Raw genomic sequence first — 21,258 nt, forward strand, 5'->3', positions numbered from 1 at the left:
GTAGGAAAAAAATTCCTATCCGTATCTGGACGTTTTATTGATTAACTAATTGTTTTAAATCAACTAGGTTTGCCATTTGTTGATTACCACGATCATTCGGATGTAAATGATCTCCTGAATCATAAATTGGATTTAATCGATCAGGATGTTTAGGGTCTTTTAAGCCTTGCTCAAGATCAAGTACACCGTCAAATGTATGGCTGGTTCTGATCCAGTGATTAATACGCTGGCGTAATTCATCTTTGTTAGGCTGATAATAGTTATCAAGAGGAGTATTTGGTAAAGCTCCCGAAAATGGTAATAAGGTTGCTCCAATCACTTGAATACCTTGGCGATGTGCTTCATCTACAACACGTTTATAACCTTGAGTGAGTGCTTCAAAACTTGGTATTTGTTGTTTAGGTGCAAAAGCAGTACCGGGCCATGAAATATCATTAATACCCACCAGAACAATTAATGTTTTCACACCTGAATATTGAAATACTTCTTTTTGTAAGCGTTCTAAAGCACTGTCACCCATACCGTCTGTAAGTAACCGATTTCCTGAAATTCCACTATTAATTACCGCTATTTGATGTGGCGATAAGCGCTTAGCTAAAAAGTCGGTCCATCTTGTATTTGCGTCTAGAGTTGCAGTTGCTCCATCGGTAATTGAGTCTCCAATGACTGCAACAACATGTGCTTTACGTTTTGGTTTCACTTCCACAGCCGACAATAATAATCGCGCAGTGGTGGTTTTGGCACTGCTAGGCGTATTTAAGTTCGTAGTCTGGTTGCCGGTAATGAGCCAACTGGTTTGTTTCGCATTCCAATGAAAAGTTTTAAATGTAGTCGGCCTTTGAATAAAGCTATTTACCATTAACTGCGCATGATCTGGAACAGGGAGCTGGATTGGATCACTCATCAGTTGCTTGCCAGGTAAAATTTGTGCTTTAAGCTTTCCAGAGAAATAAACTGGATAAGCACTCTTTGATTTAAGACTTTGTCCTTTAATTAGCCCCACGGTAGTTTTATCAATATAGAGCGGTTGATCGCCATATTGATTGGTAAAAACGAGTCTAATAGCTTCACCACCTAAACTAATTTGACTAATTTGTTTAATAGTCTGATTCGATATTTGCTCTGGAATATTGGTCGGGAAAACGAAATCTTTATTCCAGACTTTTTGTGGACTAGCTGCCCAAGTGGTAACCCACTGGCTCTTTTGTACTTCTGCTTGCGCTACAGTAGAAAATAAGACAAGAGAGAATAGGGCAGATTGATAAGGTTTCATCTCGTGAACTCTTTAAAACGAATTAAAGTTATCTTGAAACAAATTGTTGGCTTGTTATAGCAACATAAGCGGAATAAGATTTGTGAATGAAATTCATAAATAGTTTTTGTTATGTCATATTTTGATGTTAATCGCTCTGGTGAGTTGGCAATTTTTATTCGGGTAGTCGAATTAGGAAGCTTTTCAGCAGTCGCAAGAGCTTGTGACATGACGCCGTCTGCGGTGAGTAAGTTAATTTCACGCTTAGAAAAAAGGCTTAGAGTTAGACTACTTAACCGTTCAACACGCCAGTTTCAGCTTACTAGTGAAGGATGTCAGTTTTATGAGCAAGGTATTCACATACTCAATAACTTAGATGAACTAGAACAATCTGTTACTGCAAATCACATGCCGCAAGGGCGAATTAGAATTCATACCAGTCTTTCATATTGGACACACTTTTTATTACCTTGTATTTCTCTATTTAACGAGCGCTACCCACAAATAGAATTAGAAGCTCATTTGAGTGATGAAGTCATTAATTTAGTTGAGCAAAGAATTGATGTCGCAATTCGCACGGGACCTTTGAAAAGCTCAAATTTGGTTGCTCGCTCACTCGGAAGCACTCAGAAACATTATGTATGTTCACCTACCTATATTGAAAAGAATGGTTATCCGCAGCATCCAGAAGAGTTATACGAACATCAGCTTTTAGACGTAAGTTACCAACGTCAAAATAAAACGTGGCTTTTTAAAAAAGACGATCAAGAAATCACACTTGCTCCCACTAAGGTTTTAAGAGTAAATCATGGAGAAGCCATCTTACAGTTAGCGCTTGCAGGTGCTGGTATTGCACAGCTTAACCAGTTCCAAGTCAAAAAAGCTTTAGAACAAAAACAGTTGGTCAAAATCCTTGAAGACTGGAATATCAAGGCTTCAGAAGAATTTCATGCTGTTTGGATAGGACATGATAAATATGTCCCTAAGCGCGTAAGGGCTTTTTTAGATTTCTTGGTAGAGCATGCAAAAGTTAGTTAATGGAGTCTTTTCTTGCGCTTAACTGACATTGGTGCATAGTTTCATTCATAGTTTCCACAAAGTGCATATTCGCATTAATATTTTGTAAGCTTACTTTGGGTAAGTTCTCTACAAACTGCGGCGAATAATGTTTTTCTAAAGAGTTATAAATACAGTTGCATTGTGAAAGTGCACGACCTGCCCAAACACAATGTGTATTAAATTCATTTTTACTGATAGACCTGCAACCTAATAAACTTATAGAACTTATTAATAGGGTGCAGATTAAAACAATACGATATAAAAAAAACATCATTATTGCTCTTCATTGGTTGTTGTTATCGTTAAGTCATGTTTATAGAAATTTTCTAGTCTTTATCGAGCGTTAAATATGGAAATATTTACTCTGAAAAGATAGGAAAGCAGAAACATAAAACTGTAGGATATTTTCTTGAAAATAGTTTCAGTTAAGTCGATAACGTGATGAAGAGTAGAAGAAAAAACACGATATAAAATAATAGTCATTAGAGACTCCTTGATGAAAGAAGTTGCGCCCAATCACTGCTATTAATTATGGTGGTGAAACGAAAGAGGGTTAGCAGACTGATACCTAAGAAACCAGCACACCCGAAGGTGTCCCACTCCCGTTCCTCCGTCAAAGGCACGAGGGGCTACACACCAAAAAACTTGTTTTTAGTGCGCTTAGGTAGACGGTCTGCTAAAACCGACTGACAAAATAGGTCAGCCGGAGCATCATAAGCTGAGCCTCAAAGCGGGTCAATTGCAAAAATAAAAGATTGGTTTATATAAACAAATATTAATATTTTTAAATTTTCATTAATAAAATAATGAGTTATTTAGAATTGAAAATATTGAATAATGGTTCAATAGAGGTTAAAAAATAATTTTTAATGTTTATATATCAAATATTTATTAATTGTTTATTTATATAGTGTTTGCAAGTAATGACTTATTTCAACATAAGTCAAAAAAGAGCGGGAAATTTTGATTTTATGAATATCATGTAATTAAATAAATAGCCGTTGCCAAATTTTAATTAAAATATCAATTGCAAGAAAAGTAATTTTTTAACATTTATATTATTTAGATTTTTACAAAAGCTTGCACAACCTACAAAACTTAAGAGAACCACAGCGGTAGGCCAACATAAGATAATGTTATTCATAAGCCTACATCTTAAGATTTATAAGGGTGACCTCAATGTTAAGAATTTTTTGTGCAGTAAGTATGGTAGTTGCAATCGCAATGGGTATGAGTGCCTGCCAAGATCGAAATTCAACAGATGATGATGGAACACATGGCTCTAATGATCCAACCACTTCTCAACAAATAGATAAAAATTCATAATTTTTTATTTAAGGAAACTCATAGTTATGTGGGTTTCCTTAACTTTTTTCTATAAAGTATGTAACATAATAAAAAAATTAAAATATAAAATTAATCAATTGGTTAGTATTGTTTAATACACACATCCATAAAAAAAGCTTATTTCCCAGGGCCAATAGGAAATAAGCTATATGCTTTGGAGCAATTAAGGATGTCACATGTCATCCCATGCATCTTTAATGGCTTGTTTTGCATGTTCCCATTTTAATCGGGATTCAGCTTTGAGTTCTTCCCACTTTTGTTGCAAGCTACCTTCCATATCTTCAAACTGAGTTCCTTCTTTAGATTCTGAACGGGCACGGTGACCTAGTTCATAAGCTGCAGAAAAGTCACGATCATAATCCAGATCTGGCGTAGTTAATTGAGCTTCTTGATAATAAGGTCGAGTAAGATAACTTTCTCGCCAGCGAGAGTCAGAATAATTATGGTCGCCAGCTACTAGTCGAGTATGGTCTGTATTTTGATCTGTCATCAGTTTTTCCTCATCTCTTATTTAATTTTATGCTTATGTTAAATTTAGGAAGGTGAGGGCACCTTCCTAAATAAAATGAATGACCGCATCAAATGACATTTAATTCAACAACGGATTAGCGTTGCTGATTATTGTTATTTGAGTTTTGTTGGCCTGAATCTTTTTGATTAGAGCCTTGTTGTTGGCGGCGGTTGTCATTTTGCTGTTGTTGCTGATTGTTTTGTTGCTGTTGATCGTTTTGCTGTTGGTTGCCTTGTTGCTGCTGGTTGTTACGGTTGTCGTTTTGCTGTTGTTGTTGCTGCTGATTATTGCGTTGATTGCTTTGATTATTAGTAGTGCTCATCTTTAATTACCTCATATCATTTATGATGTGTGTTTTATCTGAGAGCTTCAGATAGGTTCATTAAAACATGAAAATTTTTAATGTGTAGCGTTGGGGTGTTACCCTATATTTAAATGTAAATTCAAAAATTAAATAAAACCTTGATTTCTATAAAATGTAATTTTAATGATTAAACATAATTAATATGAATATAGTTAAAATTACATTTGGGTACATAGAGGTTAAATAAAAGCTATGATCATTTCTAAATATGTATTTGTTATCTTTTATGAAGGAAAGCTATTTTTTATTATCTAATATTATATATTCTATATCTTGAGTAATGTAATAGAGCAGTTGTCTAAGTTTAAAATAGGGTAATCCTTTAAATATACGTCTAAAATTATAAAAATTATCTTTATAATAAATGGAATAAAAAAAGGTACCTACAGGTTTTTCTTGAGTTTCAGAACCTCCTTTTTTTAATAACCCAGTACAGGCAATATAAAGATCGGCATTCAAGAGTTCTTTACCTTTTTTGATCATCTCTACAGTGACTTGCATCGACTCAGGCGTATATTTTTCAATGAGTTCTGGTGAAATATGAAGTGTATTTTCTTTTACACGTAAGTCGTAGCTAACTAAGCTCCCAATAAGAATATCACCTGAATAGGGACTCAAAGAAAAGCGATAAGCTAAATAACCTGCCGAAGCACTTTCAAAAAAAGCGATTTTAATTTTTTCTTGTGCTAGTAATTTACAACATGAGTTAAACATTTGTATTCTCCTTACAATTGTTTTTAATTTAGTTATAAGATTATTTTTAATTTCTTTTTGTTAAGTTTTTAGTCTTTATAATTTTAAAGGTAAGTTAATTGTAAATATAGTTTATTGTTTATATATTTTTTATAAAAACATATAGTTAAATTATTCGAAAGATGAGAATGTAAGTTTATGTTATTTTTTATGTTATTGAAATATAAAGTTTTTAAAATTGTGGGTTGTTTCTTACTAACGTAATATAACAAAGATAGGCTGGGATTATTGTTCAGTTAAAGTATGGTAATTTATATCTCACTAAAGGAGAATAGAAATGCCTGTTGTAGTGAAAAAAAGATTATTAGACTTATTACAAGATAATCAACAGAACTATTACGAATTATTTGTTTTTTTCCTTGATCCTGATATTTCTAGTTTTGAAAAAGAGAAGAAAGCAAGAGATTTTCTTAATGAAGAAATAGATAAAATAGATCAAAAGGAAATTGATTTTCCTGCAACTATAAATACAGTTAAAGAATGGTGTGAAAATGACAATAAACAAAATTGTGAGTTATTTCAGGCTTATCTAAACCGTAGACAAAGTGGGGGTGAGAGAGAGTATTTCCAGAATGTCGGACAGGCATTTGAATTTTTGATTAAGGTCTCTCCAACTAAAAAGGTCGACGGTGCATGGCTCTATAGCTCAGTTCACTACTGGAACGATCCGGTTTTTCATGACCTTATTATTACTTATCTAGAAGAGCTGGGACTTGGTGAGCCGAAAGCAAATCATGTCTGTATTTATGATGACTTATTACGTAGTCTGGGGCTTGATAGTTTTGATCTGCTTTTAGAGGATGAATACTATCATAATGCCGTGATTCAGCTGGCGCTTGGCTATGCTCCACCAGAGTTCATTCCCGAAATTGTCGGCTTCAATTTAGGTTATGAGCAACTACCACTGCATCTACTCATCAGTAATTATGAACTTGCTGAACTGGGTATTGATTCTAAATATTTTAATTTGCACATCACTATCGACAATATTGATAACGGACATGCAGATAAAGCAATTAAAGTTATAGAAAATATTTATGATAAATACAGAGATAAAGAGGCTTTCTTTAATAAATTAAAACGTGGTTTTGCTCTTAATAATCATGGTGTTTCTTCTTCAAAAATTATTAAAAATTTAAATCTTGAAGATTTAGTCCTTAAAATTTTAAAAAGAAAAGCGCTCGTGGGGCAGCTTATTCATAACGAAACTAGACAGTTTGGATGTAAAACCATTAACCAATGGTTATCAAACCCAGAAGACGTTAAAGGCTTAGTTACACATCTCATTGATCACAAGTGGATTAAATTGAATACCGATCCTGAACAGAGCGTATTCTGGCGAATGATTAATGAAGAAAATGGAAAAATGTTTGGGGTATTTAACCCTGTAGAACGACAAATTATTCATGACTGGATTGCTGGTAGTGATCATTCTTCTAACTACTTGGCCTACAGCAGGGAACTTAAGAATAGCCAGCGCATTCAAGATTATCTGTTTAGCTATATTTCTGATGGCGAACTGGATGCCCTCCAAGAGCGTATACGTCAGACACCTGATCTTGCCATAAAAATATGCAAGCTGACTCCGTTTTTGGCCCCAGATTCACACCATAAAAGCATTGGGCTCTGGAGCACACGTAAATATGTCGAGCTCCTTTTTCCATATTTAAGTTCCTTTAACAAAACTAACTCTTGAAGTTTTTAATTCACCCCACGTTTAACTTTAAAACATAGGTAATGAACATGACTGATAATGTTAAATCAACAAATAAAACAAGTGAAATGGCTGGTGCTGACGCTGCAAATAAAGCCAATACTACCCAAAAAACTGAACAATTAGACTCAGTCAGAGACGATGCAACCAATGAAGCATTAACCACAAATCAAGGGGTTAAAATTGCTGATAACCAGAATAGTTTAAGAGCAGGTATTCGCGGTTCGACACTATTAGAAGATTTTATTTTACGAGAAAAGATTACTCATTTTGACCATGAACGTATTCCTGAGCGTATTGTGCATGCACGTGGCGTGGGTGCTCATGGTTACTTTCAGGCTTATGAAGGAAATGAGTGCTTAACAAAAGCTGGTTTTTTGACTGACCCAACCATTCAAACTCCAATTTTTGTACGCTTCTCAACAGTGCAGGGACCACGTGGTTCTGCTGACACCGTTCGTGATATTCGTGGTTTTGCCATTAAATTTTATACCCAAGAGGGTAATTTTGATTTAGTCGGCAACAATGCGCCTGTGTTTTTTGTGCAAGATGGGATTAAGTTTCCAGACTTTGTTCATGCAGTAAAACCTGAACCAGATACAGAAATACCAACAGGAGCAACTGCACATGATACTTTCTGGGATTTTGTGTCTTTAGTACCTGAGTCAGCACACGCGGTGATTTGGGCTATGTCAGACCGTGCAATTCCACGTAATTTACGCTCAATCCAAGGGTTTGGGGTTCATACATTCCGTCTCATTAATGCCGAAGGAAAATCACATTTTGTGAAATTCCACTGGACCCCTAAACAAGGTTTAAGTGCGCTAGTATGGGATGAAGCTCAAAAGCTTGCTGGTAAAGATCCGGATTTCCACCGTCGCGATCTTTATGAAGCGATTGAGAATGGTGTTTATCCTGAATGGGAACTCGGTGTACAAATTGTTGAAGAAGAAGACGAGATGAACTTTGACTTCGACTTATTGGACCCGACAAAAATTATTCCTGAAGAGTTGGTTCCAGTGACACCAATCGGCCGATTTGTTTTAAATAGAAATGTAGATAATTTCTTTGCAGAAACAGAGCAGGTGGCTTTCTGTCCGGGACATATTGTGCCAGGAATTGACTTTACAAATGACCCGCTTTTACAAGCACGTCTATTTTCATACACCGATACCCAGTTAAGCCGTTTAGGTGGACCAAACTTCCATCAAATTCCGATCAATAAACCTGTGTGTCCATTCCATAATAATCAACGTGATGGTATTCACCAGCATACGATTCATAAAGGGCAGGCTTCATATCAACCAAACTCAATTGATAATGATTGGCCAGCCGAAACCCCACCTGCTGCTTCAAACGGCGGTTTTGAAAGCTATCCTGAACAGATTAGCGGACATAAACTTCGTCAAAGAAGCGAGACTTTTTCTGATCATTTTTCACAACCGCGCCTTTACTACAAGAGTCTTGCCCCTCATGAGCAAAAGCATGTGGTCGATGCCTATACTTTTGAATTAAGTAAAGTGCAACGAAAACACATCCGTGAGCGCCAAGTTCAACAAATTTTGGCAAATATTGATCTCGACTTAGCACGACAAGTAGGCGCTAATTTAGGAATTGAAGTGCCTGATTTAACGCTAGATTATAAAAAAACCGCAGTTGAAAAATCGGCTAAATTATCTTTCTTAGCTTTCCCGCCCCAAGATATTCAAGGTCGAAAAGTTGCAGTACTCATCCATAATTTAGTCAAATCTGATGCATTAGAAGCTATGAAAAACTGGGCAATTAAAGAAGGGGTGACTCTTCATTTATTAGCGCCAAGCTTAGCTCCTGTAAAAGATCATCAAGACAGTATTATTACGGCTGATGGCATGCAAATGGCTGAACCGTCAATTGCGTATGATGCAGTGATTATTCCTGATGGCGATAACTTAAACGCTGTCATGCAAGACGGAGTGACTCGCCATTATCTATTAGAAGCCTACAAGCATTTAAAACCAATTACATTTTTAGGTAATAAATCTGATTTACTTGAACCGCTAGGTTTAGTTCCCGATGAAGGCACTCTAGTTGGAGATGAATTCCAGCCGATTGCTGAAAAGTTCAAAAACCTGATTATGGCTCATCGTGTTTGGTCACGAGAACCAATAGCTGCCCACATACCAGCTTAAAAACAAAAGCCCTGAAAGTTTTAACTTTCAGGGCTTTTTATATTTTAGGGATTAACCATTTACGATTTGACCACCATTTACATGAATGACCTGACCTGTAATATAACTTGCATCATCTGAGGCAAGAAAAAGATAGGCAGGAGCAACTTCACTTGGTTGTCCCATTCTTCCCATTGGGGTATCTTTACCAAATTCTTTAACGGTTTCTGCATCGAAACTGCTTGGAATTAATGGTGTCCAGATGGGTCCTGGTGCAACACCATTTACCCGAATTCCTTTTTTCTGTTTCATTAAATTGTTCGATAAGCTACGCGTAAAAGTCGTAATCGCACCTTTGGTACTTGCATAATCAATGAGCTCATCATGGCCTTGATAGCTGGTAATACTGGTGGTGTTAATAATACTGTCACCTTCTTCCATATAAGGAATGGCTTCTTTAGTAAGATAAAACATTGGGAAAATATTAGTTTTAAATGTCTTTTCTAATTGCTCATTACTAATACTTTCAATTTCTTTTTGTTGATATTGCACACCAGCGTTATTCACTAAAATATTAATTTTGCCGTAATGTTGTAGAACTTTATCAATATCGAGTTTTGCAACATCTGGGTCAGAAATATCACCTTTTAATAAAAGGCAATGTTGTCCTTCTCTTTCAACGAGTTGTTTAGTGATTTCGGCATCTTGATCTTCTTCGAGATAAAGTATCGCAATATCAGCGCCCTCACGAGCAAACAATACTGCGACAGAACGACCTATACCGCTATCGCCACCACTAATAACGGCAACTTTATCTTTTAGCTTATCGCTACCTTTATGGGTACTTTTTATTATCTCAGGTTCAGGATGCATTTTTTCCTGATCACCTGGTTGATGAGATTGAACTTGTGCGGGGGCAGATGTTGGATAGTGGTTTGTTGAGTTTTCCATTTTTAAATACCTCGGTTGTAATATCTAATTTTCATATAGTGTGCTGTTACCGCGTAAATGTGAGTAAAATGAATTTTTTAATAAGTTGTCTTTGTTATTTTATTTGTAAGGATGTAAAAAAATATTTTATATTTAAGGGCTAAATAATATCGATTAACTTGATTTTGTTTTTATCAATCATGCTTTCAATAATAGATCTATTTCCTGTATCCTCTAACCAGTTTTCTATCGGTATATTATTAGATAAATCTAATATTTTTTTAATAATTTCTTTTGCTCTATCTATATTTTCTGAATTTTTATTATTTTTAACAGCCATATTATCTAGCAACATTTTTATATCTTCATGTTCTATATTTTTTGACTTAATAATATATAAGTCTCTTTGGAAGGGATGACTTGCATGAGGTGGGTCTAATCTATAGCTCCATTCTTTGTCATAGTCCTGCCATGAGTTTTTGGACTTAATATGTCCTAGTAAAATTTCAGGGATAGAAATATGGATATATTGTAGAGCTGACTGTTGATTTTTTAATTGCATAGTTAAGTTACTCAAACCATCTTATTAAAATTAGTTTTAAATATTCATATTAATCTCTCAAGTAAATTAATTCTGAAAATGTAATGATATATGTTATTGTTTTTAAATTAAAATAATTGTTTTCTTGTTATTTTCTCAATAGATCTGATGTTGTGTTAGTTTACTGTTTTGTACATTTTGAAATTTTTTGTTATCAGTTAAAATATTTTAACTGTGTTTGTAAAAATATATTGTAGTGTGCCCTTAGGTAATAATGAGTATATCCAATATTTAAAGAGTAAAATTATTAATAATTAAAATTTTTAAAATATTTTAAAAATAATATGTTTATAAGAAATTTCATTTTTTGATTGATATACATTTAAAAGGATTGATACATCACTTGGGTGGGAAAATATTATAGATATTCTATTGTTATTAAATCCGTTAACTAAAAGCGGTAGTGACTATAATTAAATATAGGAAGATATAACTATGGCTAATACTAGATATGAAGATGATGATAACAATAGAACAGGTACTTCAAATCGTGGATTTGCAAGTATGGATCCTGAAAGAGTACGAGAAATAGCCAGCAAAGGTGGGCGAGCTGCTCACGCGAGTGGTAATGCACATGAGTTTACCTCTGAAGAAGCTCGTGAAGCTGGCCGAGCAGCCCATGCAAGTGGTAATGCTCATGAATTTACGTCTGAAGAAGCGCGTGAAGCGGGTGCATTAAGCCATAAAAATGATGGCCGTAATGGTCGTGGTCGCAGTCGTGATGATGACGACGATGATGATGACGATCGCGGTAGCCGCTCAGGTGGTCGAGGCCGAAGCCGTTACGACGACGATGATGACGATGATCGCGGTGGCCGTTCAAGCGGACGAGGCCGTGGCCGCAGCCGTGATGACGACGATGATGATGACGATGATCGCGGTGGTCGTTCAAGCGGACGAGGCCGTGGCCGCAGCCGTGATGACGATGATGATGACGATCGCGGTGGCCATTCAGGTGGACGAGGTCGTGGTCGCAGCCGTGATGACGATGATGATGACGATCGCGGTGGCCGTTCAGGCGGACGAGGCCGTGGCCGTAGCCGTGATGACGATGATGATGACGATCGCGGTGGCCGCTCAGGTGGTCGAGGCCGAGGTCGCAGCCGTGATGATGATGACGATGATGATCGCGGTGGCCGCTCAGGCGGACGAGGCCGTGGCCGCAGCCGTGATGACGATGATGATGACGATCGCGGTGGTCGCTCAGGTGGTCGAGGCCGAGGTCGCAGTCGTGACGATGACGATGATGATGATCGCGGTGGTCGCTCAGGCGGACGAGGTCGTGGTCGCAGCCGTGATGATGACGACGATGATCGCGGAGGCCGTTCAGGCGGACGAGGTCGTGGTCGCAGCCGTGATGACGATGATGATGACGATCGTGGCCGTTCAGGCGGACGAGGCCATGGTCGCAGCCGTGATGATGATGACGATGACGATCGGGGTGGCCGCTCAGGTGGTCGAGGCCGAGGTCGTAGCCGTGATGACGATGATGATGACGATCGTGGTGGCCGCTCAGGCGGACGAGGCCGTGGCCGCAGTCGTGATGACGATGATGATGACGATCGTGGTGGCCGCTCAGGCGGACGAGGCCGTGGTCGCAGCCGTGATGATGATGACGATGATGATCGCGGTGGCCGCTCAGGTGGTCGAGGCCGAGGTCGCAGCCGTGATGACGACGATGATTATGATGGCCGTGGTCAAAACTCTCGTAATCAAAAACGTGATGCCTACGGACGTTTTACGTCTTAAGCAGAATGTTTTAAAAACAAAGGAGGCTTTTGCCTCCTTTGTTTTTTAGCTTACTTACTTTATTTACTGAGGGAGAGGTTGTAGGCCTTTTACAATATCAAGGTATTCAGAACCGTTTAACCAAAAAGATTTTTTCAAAAAAAGTGTCGTCATAATACTTTCGGCTGCTTCGCTATCTGGATTTTCACAAAATAATCCGTAGCTTTCACCTAAAACCGCATCATTTTCAATTAGGCGGATATAGTAAGCATGTTGCTCATTTGCATAACCTAAAACCGCATCACGTTGATTTTTCATTTCGCATGTCTCCATACCAAAAAACTGAATTTAACCAGAATGTTAAGTGTTCAGAATCTCATTTGATAAAAATCAAAAAACAGTCAGCGATAACGACTATTTCGAAATAGTTTTTGATTTTCTTCAAATTGCCATTTTGGTTAAAACATCCCTGTTAAAAGCAAAATGGATTAAAATCTGATCATGAGATTTATTGTTATGCAAAAAAAATATTTCGTCAACTTGAAAATGTAACTTTTTCAAGTTACATTGTTTGTGTAGGATTTGAACAGTGGAATGGAGGCAATATGCCAAAGAAAAAAGAGTTCGAGCATGGCGGTGTACGAGAAAATGCCGGACGTAAAGCACAGTTCAATGAACCCACCAAAGTCATTCGTGTTCCCGAGTCTCAAGTTAACTTTATCAAAAATTGGTTACTGAATAATGTCAAAACCAATAACTTGACCGACTTTAACTCAAAACTTAATGTTCAGCAGGTCCACCCGAATAACGATAAAATTTACCACATTCCTTTGGCAACTGAACGTGTTGCGGCAGGTTTTCCTTCGCCTGCACAAGATGATATTGAGCAAGCACTCGATTTAAATGAATATTTAATTAGAAATGAAAATGCCACGTTTATTGTCAAAGCCAATTCGTTGTCAATGTTAGATGCTGGAATTGATATTAATGATCCGCTTATTGTGGACCGTAGTATTCCCGCTAAATCGGGTGATATTGTGATTGCACTCATCGACAATGATTTCACTGTTAAGCGCTTAATGATTGATAGTCAATTTCATCCACCTAAAGTTTGGCTAAAAGCAGAAAATCCTGATTATCAGAATATTTATATTGAAGAGGGGCAAGAACTGGTTATTTGGGGAGTCGTGACGTATAACCTCAAACGAATGAGATAATTTTTTCTTATATTTATTATTTAAGTTACTGACCTGAAATCGAGGCCAGTAACTTTTTGCTGAATGACTTTTAAATTTGCCCAATCAATAAGCACGTTGCGATAACGACCATTAAACCACCTGAAAAACGGCCGACTAACTGTGCTGCTTGTGGTCTGGTTTTCAAAATAGCCTCTGAACCATAACCCACCATTAAGTAAATAATTGCGCAGCTAATCATGTGGACAACACCAAAGGCAAGAATTTGTGTCGTCACTGACCATGAAGCAGTGGTGTCAATAAACTGAGGAAGCAGGGCTAAAAAGAGCAAAAAAACTTTCGGGTTTAAGCCACTTACGTAAACGCCTTTGGTTGCCCAGCTCAACCATGACTGAGCCTTTTCAGAACCAGATTCGTTCGGAGTAGGAGGGGTAAGTAATAAGTTTATTCCCATCCATAACAAATAAGCAGAACCCGCAATTGTTAGGATCATCAGAGCAGTTGGATTATTTGCTACAAGCAGACCAACACCAGCTGCTACCAATAAAATCGTAATAAAGTGCCCAAATAGCATACCTGCAACAGCGGGTACGACGACTTTGCCTTTAATCCCTGCCGAAATGGCATAGGCCCAGTCTGCCCCTGGCGTAATAATAAAAAGAATGGAGACACTCCAAAATGCAATAAAAATATTAAAAGCCATATGCTTATCTCGGCAAACTATTTTCCAAAGGTTTCACTCGTGGTTTAGAAAAAATCCCTATTTATTCGAGCTTGTTGAAAATAATATGCTCATGTATTTAGAATGTGCTTTTAAATGTTTGCTCATATCACACTCATTTGGGGTAAATTTTTCTAAATGGATCGCACAGATAAAAAGATTCTTGCTGAATTGCAATTAAATGGCCGATTATCTATTACTGAATTGGCAGAAAAAGTCGGTTTGAGCATTTCACCTTGTCATAGACGAGTGAAGGCTTTAGAAGAGTCAGGAGCTATCAAAGGTTATCGGGCAGAACTCGACCCAAACTTAGTTGGATTTGAATTTTCAGCGATTGTTTTTATTACGCTTAAAGAAGGTGATAAACAGGCAGTCGAGAAGTTTGAAAATGCCGTAATTGATATTCCACAAATTATTCAAGCGCAGCGTTTGTTTGGTGAGCCAGACTATTTACTACATGTGGTCGCTAAAGATTTGCCTGCTTTTCAGCGTTTGTATGATGAAAAATTATCTGCTATTCCAAGTGTGCAGCGACTCATCTCAACCATTGTGATGAAAGATGTAGTGCCTGAACGTTTATTCCCGATTGGCTAAAAATCATCAGGCGTAAAAAAAAAGAAGCTTTAAAGCTTCTTTTTTAGTTTTAAGAATATTTAAGCATCGAGTGTTTTACACAAAGAACAGATCGTACCGTTATGTTTGTGAGAGAACATAATATCTGGGCGCTCGTACCCTTGTTCACATACGCGGCAGTGGTAAACCGTTGCAACTGGTGTACCTTCAGCATCGTAACGTGGTTCTTTAATACCGTCATCGTGTGACTTGATGTAGTATTTTCCTTTGGTTAATAAGCCCATGATTGGTGTTAATACAAAGGCAAGTACAAGTGCGATAAGCGGTGAGTAAGGCGCCAAAAAGCTACCAAGTAATCCGAAGAATGCTGCAATTGATAAGCCTGCTGATACAAGGAATGCAACCATACCGACAGGGTTTACGTTGTATAGCATGTCACGGCGGTATTCTGGTTCTTTCGGTGAAAGTTTTAACACATATTTATTAATTGAAATATCTGTTGCAACAACCACAACCCAAGCAATTGCAAAGTTTGAATAGAACCCTAAGATTTTACCCAGTACCGCAAACATGTTGCCTTCCATTAAAGCAAGCGCAATTGCCAAGTTCACCATCACAAAGACAATACGACCCGGATAATGTTTGCTAATACGTGTGTAGGCACTTGTCCACGCAAGGGAACCAGAGTAAGCATTGGTCACATTAATTTTAATTTGAGAAATAACTACCAAAATCACTGCAAGTGTTAAAGCTGCCCAGCCCGGAAGCATGTCATGAAACGCTGCATTAAACTGTTGAACAGGTTCAGTGCTGTTTACACCCGGTATTTTAGTAAGTAAATAGAACCCTAAAAATGCCCCAATAATTTGTTTAATTGCCCCTAAAATCACCCAACCCGGACCCGCTGAAATAACCGCAGCCCACCATGCTTTGCTATTTTCTTTTGTTTTAGCAGGCATGAAGCGTAGATAGTCAATTTGCTCACCGATTTGCATGATGAGTGATAAACATATACCAGCACCCAGCATGATTGCAGCCATGTCTACAGTTGCAAAACCTTCGTTACCTGTGAAAGTTGCAAACTGGCTGACTAAGGTAGGTTCTTGATAAATCAGATAGGCCACAGGACCAATCATCAGAACCAGCCAAAGCGGGGTGGTCCAGACTTGTAATTTACTTAAGGCTTTCATACCGTAAATCACCAGGGGAATGACCATAACTGTTGAGATGAGGTAACCAGCCCAAAGCGGAATGCCTAAACCGAGTAATAAGCCTTGCGCCATGATTGAACCTTCAAGGGCAAAGAAAATAAAGGTGAAACTGGCGAAAATGATACTGGTCAGGACCGAACCGATATAACCAAAACCTGCACCGCGGGTAATCAAGTCAAGATCGATGTTATAGCGCGCTGCGTAGTAGGCTAAAGGAATGCCGGTTAAGAAGATAATAATTGCTGCAAATAAAATGGAGAAAACAGCATTGGTTGTTCCGTAAGACATACCAATACTGGCGCCAATAGAAAAGTCAGCAAGATAGGCAATACCACCAAGAGCAGTAATAGCGACAACTTTGGGACTCCAGCGCCGAAAGCTGTGTGGAGCATAACGTAAAGTATAATCTTCTAAGGTTTCATTCACTGCTTTTTGTGAATCTGTACCTTGCACAGTGTCCAGATTTGGATGTTCAGATACACTCATAACATCAATCTCCCAATCATTTTCGGTCAATCAACACAAATATTGATCATTGTTTTTTGATGGTTTTGAGTGTGTGATTTTTGGGAAAAATTGAAAATACGTTATTTTGCGTATATGTGCGTATTAGAAAAAATCGCCATGATAAATGACTTTTGGCATAAGGATTGCTGGGTTTAATGCAGCCCCATCCAAAACATGAGTGTTATGCCAGATTCTTCACGCCCCCAACAAGCGCCACAACGTGTGATCAAAACACGCCGTGAATATAATATTTGGGTGGCAGATGAAAGTATCGAAGATTATGCGCTCCGCTATGCACCCACCTCGGTACGTAAGTGGTCACCTTGGACCGTTACCAATACTGCAATTTCTACAGTTAGCTTTTTGGCTATGGAAGCCATTGGGGCAACCATGCTTTGGCAGTATGGCTTTAGCAATGCAGTATGGGCAGCAATTGTCGTATGTACCATTATATTTTTAACCAGTTGGCCGATCAGTTATTACGCTGCAAAATATAATGTAGACGTCGATTTGCTTACTCGTGGTGCAGGTTTTGGTTACATTGGCTCAACCATTACATCTCTGATTTATGCGAGCTTTACCTTTATTTTGCTTGCGTTTGAAGCCGCAATTATGGCGATGGCACTTGAGCTTGCTTTAGGTATTCCGCAAGTTATTGGTTACTTAATTTCTGCCTTAGTGATTTTGCCTTTAGTAGTCAAAGGCATTGGTTTTATTAATAAAGTTCAAGCAATCACACAACCCATCTGGCTCTTATTGCTGTTATTACCGTGGTTTTTTGTACTTTGGAAACAGCCACAAATTTTAAGTAGTAGCCTGCATTTTGTTGGTGCGGTTTCAAACTCGACCGATTTCAATCTGTATTACTTTGGTGCGGCGTGCACTCTTATTTTTTCATTTGTGATCCAAATTGGTGAGCAAGCCGACTATTTACGTTTTTTACCCCAACAAGAAAAGAACAGAACTGCATGGCGTTTTGCTGTTTTTTTAGGGGGGCCATCTTGGATTATTTTTGGATTTCTAAAAGTTTTGATGGGCATGCTGCTGATGGTGTTGGCTTTTCAGTTGTTTATTCCTGTCTCTGAACTAGATAATCCGACTTATCTGTATTGGGTTGCCTATCAACAATTTATTCCAAACCCTCAGCTAGCGTTAATATTGACTTTAGCACTGGTTTGCTTGGCGCAAATTAAAATTAATATGACCAATGCTTACGCTGGCTCATTGGCATGGTCAAACTTTTTTGCCCGTTTAACTCACAGTCATCCGGGGCGAATTGTCTGGCTTCTTTTTAACGTTTTTATTGCCATTGTTTTGATGGAAATGGGCATTAGCCATGCGGTTGAACGCATTTTGGGACTATATAGCAATATCGCTTTGGCATGGATTGGCGCCGTTGTTGCCGATTTAATTATCTGTAAGCCTTTAGGTCTAAGCCCGAAAGGAATTGAATTTCGCCGTGCTTATTTATATGACATTAACCCCGTAGGTGTGGGTGCCTTACTGATTGCTTCAGTGTTATCGATGCTTAGTTATTTGGGCTTTTTTGGACTCATGGCAAAAGGTTTGGCGAGTTTTATTGCTCTGGGGAGTGCTGTGTTATGTGTTCCTATCATTGCTTACTTAACCAAAGGCAAATATTACATTGCACGTCAGCCTGAAAAAATTCAGGCGACTTCGGTTGCTACCTGTGTGGTATGTGAAAGGGACTATGAACTCGCTGATATGGCGGGTTGCCCAGCCTATAACGGTACGATTTGCTCTCTATGCTGTTCACTTGAAGCACGCTGCCACGATTTATGTAAACCCGATGCACGTTGGTCGGTACAGCTCAAAAAAGCCATTTGGCACTATTTACCAGAACGTTGGGCTAGTCGTTTAAATAGCAGGGTCAGTTTATATTTATTACTGACTTTAGGACTGTCTATTGTTTTGGCAGTGAGTTTAAGTCTGGTTTATATCCAAGAAAAAGCATATCTGGAAACGATTAATGCTGAAGGAGTTCCTCAGCTATTTACGCTATTTGTCAAAATTTACACCATCTTATTTTTATTAATGAGCGTTGCGGCATGGTGGTTAGTGCTAAACGATGAAAGCCGCCGTAATGCTGAAATTGAGACACATCAACAAACAGCGTTATTGATTGATGAAATTGCTGCGCATGAAGTCACTTCAAAAGACCTGCAAGATGCCCGAATTTCAGCAGAGCGGGCAAATGATGCAAAAAGCCGTTATGTCATTGGAATTAGTCACGAACTACGAACACCTCTAAATAGTATTTTGGGCTATAGCCAATTACTTCAAAAACAAGAGCAGCTTTCGGAACAAGGCAAAATGGCGCTTGGGGTGATTAGCCGTAGTGGGCAGCATTTAACTTCACTGATTGACGGTTTACTAGATTTAGCACGAATTGAAACAGGCAAAATTTCTTTAAATGTGGTGGATGTTCATTTCCCAAATTTTATAGAACAGATTATTCAAATGTTTCAGCCTCAGTTTGAACAGAAGAATTTACAGTTTATTTATGAAATTGGAGATAACCTGCCGCACTATGTCCGCACCGACAAAAAGCGCTTAGAGCAGGTACTGATTAACTTGCTGGGCAATGCTTTAAAGTTTACGACGAGCGGCACAATTACTTTAAAAGTCGAATATCGTTTTCAAACGGCCTATTTTGAAATTAGAGATACAGGTTGTGGCATTGCAGAAGCGGATTTAGAGCGAATATTTAATCCGTTTGAACGAGGCAGTAATGTGGTTCAGGGTGGATTTACTGGAACAGGGCTCGGACTACCGATTGTAAAATTATTGGTAGATTTACTTGGCGGGCAGCTATCTGTGAGTAGCCAGCTCAATCAAGGTTCACAGTTTAAAATTAAGTTTTATTTGCCTTCAAAAGAGGTGGTTCATCCAATTTCTAATGTTTATTCCAACCAGATTATGGGCTATCAAGGCGAGCGAAAACGAATTTTGGTTGTCGATAATGAAGCTGTGGATCGAGGTTTAGTTGCTAATTTTCTAAAACCTTTGGGTTTCATTATTGAAGAAGCCGAGTCGGGCATTGATTGTTTAAGACGTGTTCCTATTTTTCAGCCTAACCTGATTTTAATGGATTTGAATATGCCTTTGATGGGCGGGTGGGAAACTGCGCGGTTATTACGCCAAAATAATATTACCAATGTGCCGATCTTAATTATTTCGGCCAATGCAGGTGAGCGTGAAGTCAATCCACAAGATGCAGTTTTAAGTGAAGACTTTATGCTAAAACCAATCGATCTCAATTTGTTGCTGAGTAAAATTGGAGATAAGTTAGGGTTGGTGTGGGCTGATTCTAAGTCAACATTAACCGAAGAAAATAATGTGGTTCAAGCACTTCATGTAAAGACGTATAAGCAAGAAAAAGTCACTGTTTATACACTAACAAGACAACCAGAAAACAATGGTCCACAAGATTTACCGCAAAGCTTACAACAGTTAAATGATTTGATTGGGCAGGGTTATATTAGAGGAATTCAACAGACTTTAACGCAATGCCGTCAAAATTTTCCGGAGCATAACGAGTTATGGGAACAGCTTGAACAGGCTATTCAAAAGTTTGATTTAAAACACGCGCAACGATTAATTCAGGATAAGCAATGAGTACGCAACATGTTTCTTTTCAGCAAGCTTCGCCAAACGAGCAGGCTGTTATTCTGATTGTCGATGATGTGCCGGAAAATCTAGGCTTGTTACATGAAAGTCTGGATCAGGCCGGTTATCGCGTGCTTGTCACAACCGATGGGTTAAGTGCCATTGAAATTGCCCACCGATGCTTACCAGATATGATTTTGCTCGATGGCAATATGCCACATATGGATGGTTTTGAAAGTTGTATACAGCTTAAAGCGAGCCCAATTACGCAGTTTATTCCCGTCATTTTTATGACAGGTTTGTCTGAGACAGAGCATATAGTGCGTGGTTTTCAGGTCGGCGGGGTGGACTATGTAACCAAGCCTTTGAATATTGAAGAAGTATTAGCAAGGGTAAAAACACATTTGGCACATGCCAAACTATTGCAACAACAAAAACAGGTAATTGATGCAACGGAAACAGCCATTCTTGCGCTAGATGTTCACGGTAAAATTGTTTGGAAAACCCAAAAGGCTAATGATTTACTGAATCAATATTTACCTGAATTAGAGGGCTTTGAAGCAGGCTTAAAAGCTTGGTTTTCAGATTTGGAACATGAAAAAGACCCCAAAAAATTAACAAGCTGTTCTTATTCAACGCCATCTCAGCAATTACAGCTTTTATTGCTTACGCCGTGGCAAACTGAACCAAGTGTGGCAAAAAATTATCTGATACAGATTAAGACTTCTACGCCAGCTTTGGAAATGGCTGATATTTTAAAATATTGCCCGCAGTTGACTCAACGTGAGGCAGAAGTCATGCACTGGTTATTGCTAGGAAAAACCAATAAAGATATTGCAGAAATTTTGGAGCTTAGCCCACGGACGGTAAACAAGCATTTAGAGCATATTTTTGAAAAACTTTGCGTTGAAAACCGAACTGCTGCTGTGGCACACATTAATAGTCTGGTGCAAGAGTTTCACTAATTTAATTGACGATTGTATTTAAAAAGCATACAGACTCACTGCTAAAAAT

At 38.2% G+C, this 21,258-nt stretch carries 19 protein-coding genes; 9 read left to right on the plus strand and 10 right to left on the minus strand.

Going from position 1 to position 21,258, the window contains the following annotated elements; translation table 11 throughout:
• Nucleotides 1–34 precede the first annotated feature (34 nt).
• Nucleotides 35–1,273, minus strand: coding sequence for an SGNH/GDSL hydrolase family protein (locus RMA94_RS11690; protein ID WP_311083018.1), 1,239 nt, complete (start codon nucleotides 1,271–1,273; stop codon nucleotides 35–37).
• Between the two features lie 111 nt (nucleotides 1,274–1,384).
• Between RMA94_RS11690 and RMA94_RS11695 the strand changes: the two genes are divergently transcribed.
• Nucleotides 1,385–2,290, plus strand: coding sequence for a LysR family transcriptional regulator (locus RMA94_RS11695; protein ID WP_311083020.1), 906 nt, complete (start codon nucleotides 1,385–1,387; stop codon nucleotides 2,288–2,290).
• On the opposite strand, the gene RMA94_RS11700 is transcribed toward RMA94_RS11695, so the two are convergent.
• Nucleotides 2,283–2,585 carry a hypothetical protein gene (locus tag RMA94_RS11700; RefSeq protein WP_016806122.1) on the minus strand — a complete coding sequence of 101 codons (303 nt, stop codon included), beginning with the start codon at nucleotides 2,583–2,585 and terminating at the stop codon, nucleotides 2,283–2,285. The two genes, RMA94_RS11695 and RMA94_RS11700, sit on opposite strands and share 8 nt — an antisense overlap.
• A 905-nt stretch (nucleotides 2,586–3,490) precedes the next feature.
• Between RMA94_RS11700 and RMA94_RS11705 the strand changes: the two genes are divergently transcribed.
• Complete coding sequence (locus tag RMA94_RS11705) at nucleotides 3,491–3,637, plus strand: hypothetical protein (RefSeq protein ID WP_171265353.1); 147 nt, start codon at nucleotides 3,491–3,493, stop codon at nucleotides 3,635–3,637.
• A gap of 193 nt (nucleotides 3,638–3,830) precedes the next feature.
• Here RMA94_RS11705 and surA1 read toward each other — a convergent pair whose 3' ends face one another.
• The 3 genes from surA1 to RMA94_RS11720 all read right to left on the minus strand — a co-directional run bounded on the left by surA1 (nucleotide 3,831) and on the right by RMA94_RS11720 (nucleotide 5,247).
• A complete protein-coding gene (surA1, locus tag RMA94_RS11710; protein ID WP_033850237.1) occupies nucleotides 3,831–4,148 on the minus strand; it encodes a surface antigen protein 1 in 318 nt (105 codons plus the stop codon).
• A 115-nt stretch (nucleotides 4,149–4,263) separates the two neighbouring features.
• The gene (locus RMA94_RS11715) at nucleotides 4,264–4,491 is read right to left on the minus strand and encodes a hypothetical protein (RefSeq protein WP_002114279.1); all 228 of its coding nucleotides are present in this window, start codon (nucleotides 4,489–4,491) and stop codon (nucleotides 4,264–4,266) included.
• A gap of 279 nt (nucleotides 4,492–4,770) precedes the next feature.
• Nucleotides 4,771–5,247, minus strand: a complete 477-nt coding sequence (locus RMA94_RS11720; RefSeq protein WP_311083025.1) for a CinA family protein — start codon at nucleotides 5,245–5,247, stop codon at nucleotides 4,771–4,773.
• 316 nt (nucleotides 5,248–5,563) lie between these two features.
• Between RMA94_RS11720 and RMA94_RS11725 the strand changes: the two genes are divergently transcribed.
• The gene (locus RMA94_RS11725; protein WP_014206460.1) at nucleotides 5,564–6,982 is read left to right on the plus strand and encodes an iron-containing redox enzyme family protein; all 1,419 of its coding nucleotides are present in this window, start codon (nucleotides 5,564–5,566) and stop codon (nucleotides 6,980–6,982) included.
• A 41-nt stretch (nucleotides 6,983–7,023) separates the two neighbouring features.
• Nucleotides 7,024–9,168, plus strand: a complete 2,145-nt coding sequence (gene katE / locus RMA94_RS11730; protein ID WP_311083029.1) for a catalase HPII — start codon at nucleotides 7,024–7,026, stop codon at nucleotides 9,166–9,168.
• 51 nt (nucleotides 9,169–9,219) lie between these two features.
• Here katE and RMA94_RS11735 read toward each other — a convergent pair whose 3' ends face one another.
• Both RMA94_RS11735 and RMA94_RS11740 read right to left on the minus strand, forming a co-directional pair.
• On the minus strand, nucleotides 9,220–10,098 hold the full coding sequence (locus RMA94_RS11735; RefSeq protein ID WP_311083031.1) for an SDR family oxidoreductase: 879 nt from the start codon (nucleotides 10,096–10,098) through the stop codon (nucleotides 9,220–9,222).
• 139 nt (nucleotides 10,099–10,237) lie between these two features.
• The gene (locus RMA94_RS11740) at nucleotides 10,238–10,639 is read right to left on the minus strand and encodes a DUF6367 family protein (RefSeq protein ID WP_284090975.1); all 402 of its coding nucleotides are present in this window, start codon (nucleotides 10,637–10,639) and stop codon (nucleotides 10,238–10,240) included.
• A 474-nt stretch (nucleotides 10,640–11,113) separates the two neighbouring features.
• On the opposite strand from RMA94_RS11740, the gene RMA94_RS11745 reads away from it, so the two are divergent.
• Nucleotides 11,114–12,427 (plus strand): KGG domain-containing protein, encoded by a 1,314-nt coding sequence (locus RMA94_RS11745; RefSeq protein ID WP_311083034.1) that lies wholly within the window; start codon nucleotides 11,114–11,116, stop codon nucleotides 12,425–12,427.
• Between the two features lie 63 nt (nucleotides 12,428–12,490).
• Here the strand turns inward: RMA94_RS11745 and RMA94_RS11750 are convergent, their stop codons facing one another.
• Nucleotides 12,491–12,724 carry a hypothetical protein gene (locus RMA94_RS11750; protein WP_002114518.1) on the minus strand — a complete coding sequence of 78 codons (234 nt, stop codon included), beginning with the start codon at nucleotides 12,722–12,724 and terminating at the stop codon, nucleotides 12,491–12,493.
• Between the two features lie 287 nt (nucleotides 12,725–13,011).
• Between RMA94_RS11750 and RMA94_RS11755 the strand changes: the two genes are divergently transcribed.
• Nucleotides 13,012–13,623 (plus strand): LexA family transcriptional regulator, encoded by a 612-nt coding sequence (locus RMA94_RS11755; RefSeq protein WP_002114396.1) that lies wholly within the window; start codon nucleotides 13,012–13,014, stop codon nucleotides 13,621–13,623.
• 70 nt (nucleotides 13,624–13,693) lie between these two features.
• On the opposite strand, the gene RMA94_RS11760 is transcribed toward RMA94_RS11755, so the two are convergent.
• Nucleotides 13,694–14,305 (minus strand): LysE family translocator, encoded by a 612-nt coding sequence (locus RMA94_RS11760; protein ID WP_009388290.1) that lies wholly within the window; start codon nucleotides 14,303–14,305, stop codon nucleotides 13,694–13,696.
• Nucleotides 14,306–14,461: 156 nt separating this feature from the next.
• Between RMA94_RS11760 and RMA94_RS11765 the strand changes: the two genes are divergently transcribed.
• Entirely contained in the window at nucleotides 14,462–14,917 is a 456-nt protein-coding gene (locus tag RMA94_RS11765; RefSeq protein ID WP_000376211.1) for an Lrp/AsnC family transcriptional regulator, read from the plus strand.
• A 59-nt stretch (nucleotides 14,918–14,976) separates the two neighbouring features.
• Here the strand turns inward: RMA94_RS11765 and RMA94_RS11770 are convergent, their stop codons facing one another.
• A complete protein-coding gene (locus RMA94_RS11770; protein WP_002114289.1) occupies nucleotides 14,977–16,593 on the minus strand; it encodes a cytosine permease in 1,617 nt (538 codons plus the stop codon).
• A gap of 195 nt (nucleotides 16,594–16,788) precedes the next feature.
• Here RMA94_RS11770 and RMA94_RS11775 point away from each other — a divergent pair, with 195 nt between their 5' ends.
• Entirely contained in the window at nucleotides 16,789–20,253 is a 3,465-nt protein-coding gene (locus RMA94_RS11775; protein ID WP_311083039.1) for an ATP-binding protein, read from the plus strand.
• Nucleotides 20,250–21,209: a response regulator transcription factor gene (locus RMA94_RS11780; protein ID WP_017386113.1), complete on the plus strand. Its 960-nt coding sequence runs from the start codon at nucleotides 20,250–20,252 to the stop codon at nucleotides 21,207–21,209. The genes RMA94_RS11775 and RMA94_RS11780 overlap by 4 nt, the downstream gene beginning before the upstream one ends.
• The last annotated feature ends 49 nt before the right edge of the window (nucleotides 21,210–21,258 follow it).

This window comes from Acinetobacter sp. V115_6, assembly GCF_031799025.1.
In the GTDB taxonomy this organism is placed as follows: Bacteria; Pseudomonadota; Gammaproteobacteria; order Pseudomonadales; family Moraxellaceae; genus Acinetobacter; species Acinetobacter pittii.

Coding starts and splice junctions, on each gene's coding strand:
- RMA94_RS11700 (WP_016806122.1), bottom strand. CDS start 2,585: ATGATGTTTTTTTTATATCGTATTGTTTTAATCTGCACCCTATTAATA.
- RMA94_RS11715 (WP_002114279.1), bottom strand. CDS start 4,491: ATGAGCACTACTAATAATCAAAGCAATCAACGCAATAATCAGCAGCAA.
- RMA94_RS11755 (WP_002114396.1), top strand. CDS start 13,012: ATGCCAAAGAAAAAAGAGTTCGAGCATGGCGGTGTACGAGAAAATGCC.
- katE (WP_311083029.1), top strand. CDS start 7,024: ATGAACATGACTGATAATGTTAAATCAACAAATAAAACAAGTGAAATG.
- RMA94_RS11690 (WP_311083018.1), bottom strand. CDS start 1,273: ATGAAACCTTATCAATCTGCCCTATTCTCTCTTGTCTTATTTTCTACT.
- RMA94_RS11705 (WP_171265353.1), top strand. CDS start 3,491: ATGTTAAGAATTTTTTGTGCAGTAAGTATGGTAGTTGCAATCGCAATG.
- RMA94_RS11770 (WP_002114289.1), bottom strand. CDS start 16,593: ATGAGTGTATCTGAACATCCAAATCTGGACACTGTGCAAGGTACAGAT.
- RMA94_RS11750 (WP_002114518.1), bottom strand. CDS start 12,724: ATGAAAAATCAACGTGATGCGGTTTTAGGTTATGCAAATGAGCAACAT.
- RMA94_RS11720 (WP_311083025.1), bottom strand. CDS start 5,247: ATGTTTAACTCATGTTGTAAATTACTAGCACAAGAAAAAATTAAAATC.
- RMA94_RS11695 (WP_311083020.1), top strand. CDS start 1,385: ATGTCATATTTTGATGTTAATCGCTCTGGTGAGTTGGCAATTTTTATT.
- RMA94_RS11725 (WP_014206460.1), top strand. CDS start 5,564: ATGCCTGTTGTAGTGAAAAAAAGATTATTAGACTTATTACAAGATAAT.
- RMA94_RS11780 (WP_017386113.1), top strand. CDS start 20,250: ATGAGTACGCAACATGTTTCTTTTCAGCAAGCTTCGCCAAACGAGCAG.
- surA1 (WP_033850237.1), bottom strand. CDS start 4,148: ATGACAGATCAAAATACAGACCATACTCGACTAGTAGCTGGCGACCAT.
- RMA94_RS11745 (WP_311083034.1), top strand. CDS start 11,114: ATGGCTAATACTAGATATGAAGATGATGATAACAATAGAACAGGTACT.
- RMA94_RS11765 (WP_000376211.1), top strand. CDS start 14,462: ATGGATCGCACAGATAAAAAGATTCTTGCTGAATTGCAATTAAATGGC.
- RMA94_RS11735 (WP_311083031.1), bottom strand. CDS start 10,098: ATGGAAAACTCAACAAACCACTATCCAACATCTGCCCCCGCACAAGTT.
- RMA94_RS11740 (WP_284090975.1), bottom strand. CDS start 10,639: ATGCAATTAAAAAATCAACAGTCAGCTCTACAATATATCCATATTTCT.
- RMA94_RS11775 (WP_311083039.1), top strand. CDS start 16,789: ATGAGTGTTATGCCAGATTCTTCACGCCCCCAACAAGCGCCACAACGT.
- RMA94_RS11760 (WP_009388290.1), bottom strand. CDS start 14,305: ATGGCTTTTAATATTTTTATTGCATTTTGGAGTGTCTCCATTCTTTTT.